Genomic DNA, 13,766 nt, shown 5'->3' with positions numbered 1-13,766 from the left:
TTTTATGGAACAGGCCATCAAAACAGCTTTTCCGTTCATTGTTTACAGCGTAGCTATTTTGCTCGCATTCCAGGGCGTGCTGATGATCGTCGCTTATACCGTCCTTGCTGAACGCAAAGTTTTAGGGTGGATGCAGGGACGCGTTGGGCCGAATCGTGTCGGGCCCTGGGGTGTACTTCAGCCGTTCGCAGATCTGTTGAAGTTCATTCTCAAAGAAGACCTCGTCCCGGATAAGTCGACGAAGTTCGTCTATTTCCTTGCGCCGCTTGTCGCGATCACGTGTGCTCTTCTGCCGATGATCGTTTATCCGTTCGGGCCGCCAATAAATGTCGACCTCAGCTTTTTGCCTTACGGCCTCGGCGACACGATAAAGCAGGTGCCGCTGACGATTGCCCGGCTCGACGTCGGCGTACTCTACGTACTGGCGATCACATCGGTCGGCGTCTATGGTATCGCGCTTGCCGGTTGGTCGTCCAACAGCAAGTATTCGCTCATGGGTGGTTTGCGTTCATCGGCTCAGATGATCTCGTATGAACTTGCGATGGGAGCCTCGATCATCGGCGTTGTGATTCTCGCGGGGTCGCTAGACCTACATGAGATCATTTGGGCACAGGGACAATCGACATTCAAGTGGTTCATCATTCCGCAGTTCATCGGGTTTGTAGTATTTCTGATCGCGGCTTTCGCCGAGACGAACAGGGTTCCCTTTGACCTGCCGGAAGCCGAGACCGAGCTAGTTGCAGGGTTTCATACCGAATACAGCGCTCTGAAATTCGCCCTGTTCTTTATGGCTGAATACGTGAACATGTTCACGGTTTCGGTGATGATCGTCGTGCTTTTCCTTGGCGGATGGTATATCCCTGGTTTGACGCACGTTTTCGATTATGGCTCGATACCATATGCGATCGTCAGCCACGTCGGGTTTTTGCTAAAGATATTTTTCTTTTTGTTCTTGTATATCTGGATTCGCGGAACATTACCGCGATTCCGTTTTGACCAACTCATGAATTTCGGGTGGAAGTTTTTGCTGCCCGTAGCGATCGCGAATGTCATAGGCACGATCATTGTTGTTTATTTTCTCAATCGGTGATCATTGGCGAGGTTGATGTCACATGTGACGTTGTCCGTTCTTGATCGAGTTCAGTATCTTGGGGTTTCCGGATTTTAGCGGAAGATCTTTATGGTAGGGAGCGTTTTGTTTTTTCTGTTTGCGGGATTCGCGATCGCGTGTGCGATCTCGATGGTTTACCACCGCAATCCGCTTTACAGTGCGATTTCGCTGATCGGCGTGTTCATTGCATTGTCGTGTCTGTATCTGACCCTGGCGGCACCGTTCATTGCGATAACGCAGATCCTCGTTTATGCCGGGGCGATCATGGTCCTTGTCGTTTTCGTGATAATGCTCCTCAATTTGGACGAAGAGAAACCGCTCGACCGGCTCAGGTATCTTTACGTCATCGGCGGCGGCCTTGGTGTCGCGCTGCTCGCCCAGACTTTCTTTATTTTCTATGCCGTATTGAGAGCTCCGAAAGTCGAGATCGATGCAAATACAACGGTCGGCAATACGATGAATATCGGTACGGCGATGTACACCGAATATCTTTTGCCGGTCGAGATCGTGGGCGTGATGTTATTGATGGCGGTGGTCGGAGCTGTAAATTTGGTACGCAAAGCAAATCAGCCGCGGCTCGAACTTGTGGCGGATAACGACGATAAGAAACCGGTATAGGAGCCTGGACGATCGCCGAAGGCCTTTTTCAAATGGAACCAAGTTTAGAAAATTATCTCGCACTTTCCGGGATCCTGTTTGCGATCGGTGCCGTGGGTGTCGTTTATAAACGCAACGCGATCGGCATGTTCATGTGCATCGAGTTGATGCTCAATGCCGTCAACCTTACGTTTGTTGCGTTCTCGCGTTATTACGCGGATACGACCGCTCAGCTTTTTGTTTTTATGGTGATGGCGGTCGCCGCATGCGAGGCAGCGGTCGGTCTGGGCATTATGATCGCCTTCTTCCGCAATCGGATATCGATCGATGTGGACGATGCGAGTATTTTGAAGAATTGAGTTGTCCCCATGGGCAAATATTGGCTTTTGTTGTTTTTTCTCTTGGGTTTAATGTCGCAAGTGTGTCTGACACAGACATTGCCTCGATCGTTGAAGGCATATCTTGACCGAAACTATCGAGGCTGGGAGTTGGCCGGCGAATGTTATGAGAAGCCAGACGAGAACAAGAGAATCCTTGTCGGTGACTTCGACGGCAATGGGAAACGGGACTACGCGGTTAAATTTGTTCGCGGTTCGAAGGGGTTCATGATGGCGTTTTTGTCAGAAGGAGTCGGTTGGAAACCATTCTTTCTGCACATATACGATGTTGAGGATGCGAAGTTTTCCGACCTTCTGCTTTTCGAGAAAGGTGAAAAATACGACGCTAGCTACCCCTGGAAGTTGAAGACCGATGCACCTGCAGATTTTAGGTGCGAGTCAGATGTTGGTGGTATTCATGTTTACCGCAAAGGTAAGTTCATCGGGTACTAGAGCGCAATGGTTGAGAATAACCTTCTAAGCATAATCATCTTCGCTCCGCTAGTCGGAGCCGTCATCAACTGGCTCGTCGGCGGACGTCTCAAGAACGAGATGTTCAGTGGCGTCGTCGCATGCGGGGCGATCGCGGTTTCGTGCGTTGTCGCATTCTACATGGCATTTGTTGCCAACGGCGGCGCGATGTTCATCGACAAGCCGATCCTCGACCATATCTGGACATGGATAAATGTTGGCGGCTTTCGAGGCGACTTTGCTCTTGGGATGGACCGGCTCTCTGCGGTCTATGCTTGTTTTGTTACGTTCGTTGGCCTTCTGATCCACATTTTCGCCACCGGCTATATGCATGGCGATAAGGGCTTCTACCGCTTTTTCGCGTATCTGAACCTGTTCATGTTCGCGATGCTTACGCTGGTGCTCGCGGACAACTACCTTCTGATGTTCGTAGGCTGGGAAGGCGTAGGGCTTTGTTCATATCTTCTGATCGGTTACTACATCAAGAAAGACGAAGCACGCGAAGCCGCGAAGAAAGCGTTCGTTATGAACCGGATCGGCGACTGGGGCGTACTGATGGGAATTTTCCTCATCTTCACGCTGACCGGATCGATCTCATTTTTTGACAAGAACGTCGAGGGCGTCGAGGTTCAGAGCGTTTTCAGTTATGTGCTTGCCTTCATGTCAGCCGATCCGTTCACGTGGGGAGCGGTCATAGCCGGCGGCCTGACCTCGGTTGGGGTTTTGTTGTTCATCGGTGCTACTGGTAAATCCGCGCAGATCCCGCTATTGACGTGGCTGCCCGACGCGATGGCCGGCCCGACCCCGGTGTCTGCCCTGATCCATGCCGCAACTATGGTCACCGCGGGCGTTTACCTCGTTGTCCGCTCAAACGCGATCTATCAATTTGCCCCGACGGCGATGTGGATCATCGCTGTGATCGGCGCCGCAACGGCGATCTTTGCTGCGACGATCGCGATCGCCCAGAACGATATTAAAAAGGTGCTTGCATATTCCACCGTCTCGCAGCTCGGCTTTATGTTCCTTGCCGCGGGTGTCGGTGCTTTCGTCGTCGCGATATTCCATGTGATGACCCACGCTTTCTTCAAAGCATTGCTCTTCCTTGGTTCGGGCTCGGTAATTCATGGAATGCATCACGAGCAGGACATGCGGAAGATGGGAAATCTTCGGAAATACATGCCGATCACCTTCATAACGATGGCGACCGGTTGGCTTGCGATCGCCGGCATACCCATCTTTTCGGGCTTTTTCTCAAAGGACGAGATCCTTTACAAGACCTTTGCAGCGGACAAATATTTTCAGAACGGCTATTTTCCGGGCAACGAATATCTTTGGGTCGTCGCTGTGATCACTGCGATACTTACCGCCGTCTATATGACGCGGATGATGATAATGACATTCTGGGGCGAAGAGCGGTTTCATGATGCTCTCCCCGGCGAAGAACATCACGATCTGCCGGATCACGACGCCGGTTCACACGCAGCTCATGCTGACGATGACGACGAACATCATCACGCACTACCGCATGATTTCAAACCGCATGAATCGCCGTGGTCGATGACCGTTCCGCTGATCGTACTGGCAGTACTTTCGACCTTTGGCGGCCTGGTCGGCATCCCTTATGCAATGAGTTCTTTGGTCGGCATCAAGGACGCAAATGCATTTGAGCACGTTCTCGAACCGGTCGTTGCTGATGTTGCGACGCCGGCTGCGGAAAAGGCACGCGAAAACGCAAAAGCACATTCGCCCGAGGCCGTAAGCACCGAACGCTGGCTCGCCTTGCTCTCGACCGTCCTCGCGATCGTCGGCATCGGCATCGGATTTGCCCTGTTTCGCAACAATCCGCTCCGGCAAATGCCCAAGATCCTTGAACAGAAGTGGCGGCTCGACGAATTTTACAACGGCTATATCGTTGATCCGCTAACCGATCTTTCTCGGAATGTTCTTTGGAAAGGATTCGATCTCGGATTTATTGACGGTATCGTTAACGGAATCGGCAGCTTTGTTGCAGAAGTCGGCTCGGCGATCCGACAGATACAGGTGGGATTCATCCGGTCGTATGCGGCGATGATCATTTTTGGAGCTCTCGTGGTTTTGGGTTATTTCATTTACTACGGGATCAGGCTGGTCAGTTGATCGAATGCACTCGGCATTATCTTTTTTCTGTTTGATAGTTTTTTGGCTTGGCGGCGCGGTTTGCTCGGTTGAGGCTCAGTCTGCGGTCGTCTCCGGCGATTACGACGGACTCATGATCGGGGTCGACTCAAAAGGCCGGCTGACCGGTTATTTCGACCAGGGAACCGGGGATGATGGTAAAGGAAATCCCCGCTTTACGTGCAGGTTCGTCATTTTCGGCACGCCCTCGGGCGAAGGCCGATACGAGATAAGAACGTGGCATCCGGCGTTCGCAGACGACCTTATCGACGGTGAGTTGACAGCCACCGAGATCTCGGGAAAGCGTGGCATCAACATCAGGCTCTTTGGCGAGCACGGCGGCTGTTGGAATGTCGCTCCTGTTCTGAAGGACGAGGAAGGGCTCGACCTTGAACTCACTGAACCCGGTGAATGGGAAAGCGTCAGAATGATCGCGTCGGCCAAAGCGTTCTTTCATACTTCGGCGGACGCAAAGACGAAGCAAAAGGCGTTCGTCGTCAAGAACGATGTTGTCAAGTTATTGAACGTTAAGGGCGACTGGGCAGAAGTGGCCTATACATCGAAAACCGGCCGCTCGACGTCCGGTTGGATCCTGGCCGCATCGCTGTATGCTGCCGAACCCAAATGACCAGAAGCGGTCTTTAAGAATAGACATGGATTTTATTATCAAGAATATACTGACCATCCTGATACTGCTGCCAGTGTTGGGTGCGGTCGGGCTGCTCGGGCATCAGATGTTCTGGAAACAGGAATCGCATCTGAAATGGGTGACCTTTGCGATAACTCTTGTCGTATTCCTGATCTCTCTGATGTTGCTAGCCGATCAGGGCGCAGCGTCGGCAAGCGGTTTTTATTTTGAAAGGAACGTACCTTGGATCAAGGCGATCAACACCAACTATCATGTCGGGGTCGACGGACTGAGCCTCTGGCTTGTCATTCTGACGACCTTTATCATGCCGATCGCTGTGCTTTCCACCTGGAACGCGGTCGAAAAGCGCCCGACGGCCTTTTACATATTCCTCCTTCTTCTCGAAAGTGCGATGATCGGCGTTTTTGTATCGCTCGATCTGCTTGTGTTTTATTTGTTTTTCGAGGCCTCGCTTGTTCCGATGTTCTTCCTTATCGGTATATGGGGCGGCGACAACCGCATATATGCGGCGATCAAATTTTTCATCTTCACCGCCTTTGGCAGTCTGTTGATGCTGGTGGCGATCATCAGTCTCTATTATCTGCATTTGACCGCGACAGGAAGCGGGACGTTCGACTTCGTAACGCTTCTCGAGTCACTCCGGTCCGGTGAGCTGGTCTTCACGCCGCAGGTCGGAATGCTCCTGTTCCTCGCGTTCGCACTAGCGTTCGCTATCAAGGTACCGTTATTCCCGTTCCATACATGGCTTCCGGATGCTCATACCGAAGCACCTACGGCCGGTTCGGTGATCCTCGCGGCGGTGCTTCTCAAAATGGGAACTTACGGATTGATGCGTTTCAACTTTCCGTTGTTCCCCGAGGCCAGCCGCGAACTCGCATGGGTCTTTATCGTCCTGGCGATCATCGGGATAATCTACGGTGCGCTTGTCGCAATGGTCCAACCCGACGTAAAACGCCTCGTCGCCTATTCTTCGGTCGCTCACATGGGCTTCGTCATTCTCGGGATGTTCTCGTTCACCGAATGGGGAATGCAGGGAGCGCTTTATCAAATGCTCAACCACGGCGTTTCGACCGGTGCACTGTTCCTTCTGGTCGGGTTCATTTACGAACGCAGACATACACGGGCGATCAGCGAATTTGGCGGGCTCGCCAATGTGATGCCGGTCTACTCGACGATTTTCGTCATCACTTCGATGTCCTCTGTCGGACTTCCGTTTCTAAACGGGTTCGTCGGCGAGTTTCTGATAATGGTCGGCATGTGGAAATCGTCGATCCTTGGCGTTACCGCCACGGTGAACTGGAATTATGTTGCAACGATGCTGGCCGGAACCGGGGTCATCTTCGCCGCAGTATATCTGCTCTGGATGATCCAACGCGTCTTTTTCGGAAAGGTCACGAACGATAAGAATCGAGGTCTGAAAGATCTCGATTGGCGCGAGATCGGGCTCATCGCCCCGCTTCTGTTTTTGATGGTTTTCATGGGTGTATATCCCAAACCGTTCCTCGACCGGTCGCGCGAAGCTGTGGTCGCGATCCAGGAGCGCGTGATGAATCAAGCCGGCGGCTCGGTCGAAAAGGCAAGTAAAGACGGTTTATGATCCGCCGCAGGTTTGTCTTGACCGAAATCTTGATCTGACAGCGGCAACGTTCGGCTGTTCGTTGGTTTTGCTATGCAATTGGTCGACCCTAACGTAAATATCTCAATCATCCTTCCCGAGATGATCGTCGCCGTTACGGGCATCATCGTGATGCTCTACGACAGTTTTTTTCCCCGGCATCGCGGGGTGACCGGCACGATCTCGCTTCTCGGTCTCGCTGCATCGGCGGTCTTTCTCTCGATGATCTGGTCCGCGGACAGCGGCGTTCCCGCGATGGCGTGGAGCGGGATGATCATTCACGATAATCTTCGTCTTAGCTTTTCATTCGTCTTCCTTCTCGTCTCGGCCCTTACGATACTTATCTCGACCGTTTGGGTCGATCGCGAAGACATTGCAGCAGGCGAATATCATGCGTTGTTGATGTTTGCGACGTTTGGGATGATGCTGATGGCCTCGGGTAATGACTTCGTGGTCATTTTCCTTGGTCTCGAAACGCTTTCGATCGCTACCTATGTGATGGCGGGATTGCGAAAGGGCGACCTCAAATCCAACGAATCTGCAATGAAATACTTCATTCTGGGTTCGCTTGCCTCCGCGTTCTTGCTTTACGGCATGGCTCTCATCTATGGCGCGGTCGGTTCGACAAATATCAGCGTCATCGCGGCCAATCTCGCTGACGCGAATTTCCCCGCCCTCTTGCTCGTCGGCGGGGCAATGATGTTGGTCGGCTTCGGCTTTAAGATCGCCGCTGCTCCGTTCCATGTTTGGACCCCGGACGTCTACGAGGGTGCCCCTTCGCCGATAACGGGCTTTATGGCCGCCGGGCCAAAGGCGGCCGCCTTTGCGTCATTCCTTCGCGTTTTTGTTATCGGATTGCCTCTCGTTGCCGGTGCGCAAGCAGCAGGATATTTGCATGATTCGTGGATATCGGCGCTTGCGATCATGGCGATGATCACAATGACGGTCGGCAACGTTGCGGCGATAATGCAGAACAACATTAAGCGGATGCTCGCTTACTCGTCGATATCGCATGCAGGCTATGCCTTGGTCGGATTCGTCGGAGCCGGAATGGCGACCACGATCACCGGCCGCGATTCGGCCATTGCGGCGGTGGCCTTCTACATGCTGACGTATGCGGTCGCCAATCTCGGTGCGTTTGCCGTGATCACACTGATCGGCCAAAAGAACGATCGACGGACCGAATTCGAAGACTATAACGGCATCGGTTTCAAAGCTCCGGTACTCTCATTCACCCTTTCGCTTTTCATGCTCAGCCTTTTCGGCTTGCCGCTCACGGCAGGTTTTGTCGGCAAAGTGCTTGTGTTCCGGCCCGCATTGGAAGCTGGAAGTGCTCTGCTGACCGTGTTGGTCGTCGTAGCCGTCATAAACACTGCCATTTCGGCATACTATTACCTTCGGTTAATTGTCGTGATGTTCTTCAAAGAGCGTACGACCGATTGGCTCGCCCCTCAGATCCCTACAGCGCTCGCCGCGGTCATCCTGATCACTGTCCTGGGCGTCTTTTATTTCGGCATCTTCGGCGACAGGGTGATCGAGAAATTCTCGGAAAAGATCGGGCCGGCAGTAGTGAATATCCGTTAGCCGCGATGTTTAGCCGTATTGACCTCGAAACCTGGCCGCGAAGAGATACTTATTTTTTTTTCAAAGACTTCGCTGACCCTTTCTTCAATATCTGCGCCAATGTCGATGTGACCCGTGTTCGCAGTCTCTGTCGTCAAAACAAACTCTCATTTTCATTGGCATGTTTGTTTTGTTCTCAACGTGCGGCAAACTCGGTTGCCGAGTTCAGGCATAGAATGCTCGGCGGCGACGTCGTCGAATTTGACGAGATACACGCCACCCAAACGATCCTCAACGACGATCAGACATTTTCATTCTGCTATTTTGAGAATGCGGCGGATGTCTTTGAATATGACAAAGCCGGAAGCGCGTCGCGCGAACGGTATAAACAACTGCGGACATTCGATGTCGAATCGGACCGGATCGACCTTATTTACTATTCTGTTATTCCCTGGGTCTCGTTCACCGCGTTCAAACATGCATCCAGAATGGACAATCGTCAGACGGTACCGCGGATCGTGTTTGGCAAGACGTTCACTGATGGCAATATGGTAAAGATGCCGGTTTCGGTCGAAGGGCATCATGCGGTGATGGATGGTATTCACGTCGGGCGATATTTCCAGGCTCTTCAGCACGAAATGTCGAACCTCGGCAAGTGACCATTCAACTGCAGGAACTTCATTAGGCTTATGACTTCCGCCGCGGAATTTAGAAACTCGCTGGGTGATAGTTGGATCCCGACGATCTACGAAGACCGGATACGCAAACTGCGTACCCGTTCGTTCGAGCTCGACATTCCGGAACGCGAGAACGACCCGACCATCGAGATGACCTTGCTGGGGGTCGAGCTTCGCGTCGGACGAAAACGCATTGCATGCCCCGATATCGAAACCGCACGTTATCTCGCGATCTTTGCGATCCTCGGGTGCGCAAAGGTTGCGGTTCCGTATGACATTACACAGATCGGGCCGCTTGCTGCCGTACTCGAGGACGCATGGCGTGAAATGGACCGGAAATTTGCTGAGTCCGATCGCGATGCTTCGCCCCAGACCATCGGCAAAAGACGAGCTGCGATCCTTCGAACCATCCGGATCGAGATCGCCCGGATCGGTGCGGGCGAGATGATGCCATTATTCAACAGATCGACCAGACAAAGGCAAAACTGATATAATCATCAAAGTAAGTGGAAATCGATGTTTCGATTTCCGAAACTTTTCGCATATTATTTAGTTTTATGTTCGACGCGGCCGTCAAAAATCCAATTTTCGAGGAATTGCCGTTTCCGTACAATAAGCGGGCCTATTGCCTTTACGAGCCTATCGAAAAGACCGTGTCGCACGCTCGGGTCCTGATCGTTAACAGTCTTCTGCGTTACGGATCGGACGTGTCGCCGCTCGCGTTGGCTGAATGGGGTGAAACACTCGAATCGAAGCTGAAGTTCGAACGCAAGGTATCGTCGCTGGCCTGCAATAACATCGCTCAGAACGTCATTCGTCTGGTCAAAAATCCTAAGACACTTACCGTGCATCTCTCCGAGATCGCCGCCGCCGCCGCTGATTTCGCACCCGATGCTATTGTGATCAGCGGGACATATAGCGACTTCGACTACTACAATTCCGATCAACTTGCATCGTTCGCCGAGTTCATCCGCGCGACCAAGATACCCGTGCTCGCGATCTGCGGATCGCATCAGTTGGTCGGCGTTTCTTTTGGGGCGGGGTTAAAAACGCTGGACGGGCGTGAGTTGAGTGAAAAGCGATCGGATCGGATCGTCGAATATCAGTATCGGTTCGTAAAGATCGTCGACACTTCGGACCCGATCTTCGACGGCGTCGACGACCAAACTTCGGGAATTTGGCAGGATTACACCAAAGAGGATGACATCCTCAGGGTCTGGCAGAATCATGGCGTGCAGGTAGATGGTGTACCTGAAGGGTTCCGACTGCTCGCGACGTCGTATCTATGTCGCAATCAGATGATGGTCAAACGGTCTGACGGGCAAATGATCTACTGCGTTCAGTTCCACCTCGAAAAATCATTCGAAGACTGGTCAAAGAACCCGACGCGGTGGGAGCATCCGAATGAATCGCGCGACGGCCGGATACTTTTTGAGAATTTTCTAAAGCTGTCGCTGGCCCATAGTTAGTTTTCTTGCGTTCGATGATAGGCAAAAGATTTGCCCGCCTCTGCATAGCTTGCAGGTGCGGGCAAATTCTTGCCTATACGATGCGGTCAGAGCGGCCGCTTTCTTTCGCAGTTCGCTAATCGGTCGAACGCTGGAATCCGGTCGTTTGCACGTACTGGAAGTACGGCGTTCCGGGCGGAAGGCGTGCGGGATCGAGGAACGTGCTGTCGAACACCCAGTCACGGATCGGCGGATCGTAAACCGTGTTGCAGCATTTGAACGAACCGTTGTTGTTTCGCGAGTAGAACAGGTTGATGAGTGAACCAGAATAGTTCAGACGATTACCCGTCCATCGCTCCAGGAACCGTTTGAAGTTGTGAACACCACCGTTCATACGCGGGCCGATACCACCCTGATTTGGTGTGACCTCGCGAGTCGCGATCGTGTCGCCGGCGATCATCGCAAAACGCATCTGCGTATCTGACGCGAGCCGATTGCCCTCGTCATACGGCGAACTGAAGCTCCGGCCGTCTACCCACGCATTCGAAAGTATCGTGACCGCATCGGCAACGATCGAAGCGGGTATATGCGTCGGAGTGTTGAACGGCCGGTAATTGTCGAACGTCGTATTGCCGGTCGTCGGGATGTTAACAACATGCGTCGCGTTGTAGTTTCCTTTGACGTAGACGCCGTTTTCTGTGGCCACCGTAAAGCCCATTGTATTTGCCGCAACCACCGAGTCATATATACCCGGAACTACGACGCCGTTGATCAGCCTTACGCCGCGTCGGAAGTATTTGTGGTCGGTCACAGCAGCCAGATCGGGCGGAACCGTGTTGTCGCGATAACGTTCGGCCTCGGTTCCGAACAGCGTATTCAGTACGCCATTGCCGGGAGCACCGACCTGCTGCAGGTCTTCACCCTTCTGCAGGATGCCGTCATTGCCGCCCGTTGCCGAACTGCCGTAGATATCCTCCATGTCAAATTCGCCGTCGAAATCCTCGTCGCCGCGGCGGTCGGAAACGTAAAGGACCCATCCGCCTCGGTTCGGAATGTCGGCGTTGGTCAAACTCGATCCGCCATTCGCGAGTGCAAACGGTGTATCGGTCGGGAAGCACCCGTTGAAATCGCCGCGGAGGAGCCTTCTGAGATTGGCGATATCGATGTCCACCATGCTCATGATGCCGTTGCGCGAGATCCGCGCAAAGTTGGTGCCGGTTAACGCACCATAGTTGGCCGCGGGATAATAGGTCGTGTTTCGCTCGTCGTAATAGAGCCCTTCCCGGGTGTCGAACATCTTGATCGGGAACGGGACGATCGCCTTGTCTGTGCCGCCCGTGCCGACGAATGCCCGCTTGAGGTGACCGTAATTCTCCATACTGGAATTCGGATCGTTATTTTGTGCGGTGCAGCCGAACAAACAGGCTCCGGCGATCTCAAGGTCGTCGACGCTGTTATAGCGAATGACGGTCGAGTAATTCGAGAACGTGCTCAGATAGTTGCCGCCGCTCGAAAGCGGTGCCGGGCCCGGTATCGCAAACCGCTGTAGTTTGATTATCGAACGGCTGTCCGTTCCGGCCGATGGCGTTTGTGGCGATGTCTGCAAAAGGTTACGTCCGGCCGTGTCGGTTCGGTTGTCTGCCGGCGTCTCATCGTAGCTCACGATATCGATACCGCTGGCTCCGGTGGGCGGCTGTTCGGTCACGCCGAGGCTGAGGAATTCTTCTGTGATGTCCATCGTTTCGATGGCATTGGTTGCTGAGTTGGTCGCGACTGTCTCGACCTTGATCCATATCTCGCGTCCAGGCGTGTGAAAGCGTTCGCCGTTCAAACGTGTAGGAACGTAGGTGAACGATCCAGCTGATGTCAGCTTCATCGCTTTCGGCTGATAGCCGCGTGACCGGTCCGCAAGTACGGCAGCTGCCGTATCTCGATCGAGGCCGAGTCCGTCCCTGCGGCCATCTAGCCTGACGCCGCATCTTCCTGCCACCGGGACGTTTCCGGTTCCCGATGCACACCCGGGCAATTTCGCCTTGCTGTCTGCGATCGAAACACGGATACCGGTCTTGTTTGCAAACCGCTCGGCTGTAACGATCATCGAGTCTGCCGTAGTCGCGTCGACCGGCGTCGTGCTGTCAAGCATATCGCCGACCTGTTTGCCGCGTTTGACCATCTCTACCAGATCGGCCTTCGATCCAACGTTGAGCGGAAGCCGCAATGGCCTCACCTCGCTCTGCAGATTGCCGTCAAACTTTGCGCTCTGTGTCGTCCAGTTCGGATTGCGTCGGCTCTGCGGCAGGTCGGGGTCGGTAAAGATATTCGGTGTTCCGTTCAATACACTGCCTTCGCCGGGAAGCAATTGCCTGAAAACCCCTGACGCATTCTTGATCCAGGTCTGATTATTGGCGCTGTCACCGGTGTACCAGTTTCGCCACGACTGCGTGACGACGTGGCCGGCGGCAGTTACACGCGAGTCGAAATAGACACCTTCGGCTCCCGGCGACACAAAAAAGTGACGATTAGAATGAACCCGGCCGCCAAAGCTAAAACGCGGTGGACGATACAGTTCCAGGTCGTCGTCATAGAAAATGCCAAACTGAAAGATCGGTATACGATTGTTGAGTATGTTGCGCGTCAGCCGGATCTGAGTTCCCGTATCGTCGGTCGCAGTGGTTCGCAGCCGCCAATTGTCCTGGATCGCATATAACCCAGAGAATGGCCCGCCGTTCAGAACCTTGGTCGTACTGTTCGAGATCTGATCGACCTCCTGACCGAAAGTGTACGTTCCGGTGAGTCCGGGAACCGTCCCGTTTCTCACGGCATCGATATCGGCGTTCGAGGGGTTAAGCTTTATATCAAAGACCTTGTTAAAGTTTCTGGTCATCGTTTCCAGGCTTCCCTGCGCTGCATAAAAAGTTCGGCCTTCAGCAGCTTCGTTACCGACGGCCGCAGCTTCAGTGGCGGTCCGTGACAGAGCAAGAGCTACAAAAACTCCTATTAATGCCAATACGAAAAGCGCTATGACGAGAGCCGAGCCTTTCTGTCCGTTCTCGATCATTTCCGTATTCGAATTGTCCGGTCTGAAAACTGTCTTTTTCATAACT

Annotated in this window: 12 protein-coding genes; 11 read left to right on the top strand and 1 reads right to left on the bottom strand. The window is 53.2% G+C overall.

Annotated elements, in window-relative coordinates:
• The first annotated feature begins 4 nt into the window (after positions 1-4).
• The 11 genes from nuoH (at position 5) to IPM28_15640 (ending at position 10,683) form a co-directional block, all read left to right on the top strand.
• The gene (gene nuoH / locus IPM28_15690) at positions 5-1,090 is read left to right on the top strand and encodes an NADH-quinone oxidoreductase subunit NuoH (protein MBK9174425.1); all 1,086 of its coding nucleotides are present in this window, start codon (positions 5-7) and stop codon (positions 1,088-1,090) included.
• 90 nt (positions 1,091-1,180) lie between these two features.
• Entirely contained in the window at positions 1,181-1,729 is a 549-nt protein-coding gene (locus tag IPM28_15685; GenBank protein MBK9174424.1) for an NADH-quinone oxidoreductase subunit J, read from the top strand.
• 32 nt (positions 1,730-1,761) lie between these two features.
• Complete coding sequence (nuoK, locus tag IPM28_15680) at positions 1,762-2,067, top strand: NADH-quinone oxidoreductase subunit NuoK (protein MBK9174423.1); 306 nt, start codon at positions 1,762-1,764, stop codon at positions 2,065-2,067.
• Between the two features lie 51 nt (positions 2,068-2,118).
• A complete protein-coding gene (locus IPM28_15675; GenBank protein MBK9174422.1) occupies positions 2,119-2,538 on the top strand; it encodes a hypothetical protein in 420 nt (139 codons plus the stop codon).
• A gap of 6 nt (positions 2,539-2,544) precedes the next feature.
• On the top strand, positions 2,545-4,692 hold the full coding sequence (nuoL, locus tag IPM28_15670) for an NADH-quinone oxidoreductase subunit L (protein ID MBK9174421.1): 2,148 nt from the start codon (positions 2,545-2,547) through the stop codon (positions 4,690-4,692).
• 31 nt (positions 4,693-4,723) lie between these two features.
• The gene (locus IPM28_15665) at positions 4,724-5,338 is read left to right on the top strand and encodes a hypothetical protein (protein MBK9174420.1); all 615 of its coding nucleotides are present in this window, start codon (positions 4,724-4,726) and stop codon (positions 5,336-5,338) included.
• A gap of 25 nt (positions 5,339-5,363) precedes the next feature.
• Complete coding sequence (locus tag IPM28_15660) at positions 5,364-6,956, top strand: NADH-quinone oxidoreductase subunit M (GenBank protein ID MBK9174419.1); 1,593 nt, start codon at positions 5,364-5,366, stop codon at positions 6,954-6,956.
• A gap of 72 nt (positions 6,957-7,028) precedes the next feature.
• Complete coding sequence (locus tag IPM28_15655; GenBank protein MBK9174418.1) at positions 7,029-8,558, top strand: NADH-quinone oxidoreductase subunit N; 1,530 nt, start codon at positions 7,029-7,031, stop codon at positions 8,556-8,558.
• Positions 8,559-8,563: 5 nt separating this feature from the next.
• A complete protein-coding gene (locus tag IPM28_15650) occupies positions 8,564-9,196 on the top strand; it encodes a chloramphenicol acetyltransferase (protein ID MBK9174417.1) in 633 nt (210 codons plus the stop codon).
• A gap of 30 nt (positions 9,197-9,226) precedes the next feature.
• The gene (locus IPM28_15645) at positions 9,227-9,703 is read left to right on the top strand and encodes a hypothetical protein (GenBank protein MBK9174416.1); all 477 of its coding nucleotides are present in this window, start codon (positions 9,227-9,229) and stop codon (positions 9,701-9,703) included.
• A gap of 68 nt (positions 9,704-9,771) precedes the next feature.
• Positions 9,772-10,683, top strand: a complete 912-nt coding sequence (locus IPM28_15640; protein ID MBK9174415.1) for a hypothetical protein — start codon at positions 9,772-9,774, stop codon at positions 10,681-10,683.
• A 115-nt stretch (positions 10,684-10,798) separates the two neighbouring features.
• On the opposite strand, the gene IPM28_15635 is transcribed toward IPM28_15640, so the two are convergent.
• Entirely contained in the window at positions 10,799-13,762 is a 2,964-nt protein-coding gene (locus IPM28_15635) for a pilus assembly PilX N-terminal domain-containing protein (protein MBK9174414.1), read from the bottom strand.
• Positions 13,763-13,766 lie beyond the last annotated feature (4 nt).

The sequence above is a fragment of the Chloracidobacterium sp. genome, assembly GCA_016716305.1.
GTDB lineage: Bacteria > Acidobacteriota > Blastocatellia > Pyrinomonadales > Pyrinomonadaceae > OLB17.
Note: the sequence above shows the minus strand (reverse complement) of the source record. Positions and strands in the feature narration are given on the sequence as shown.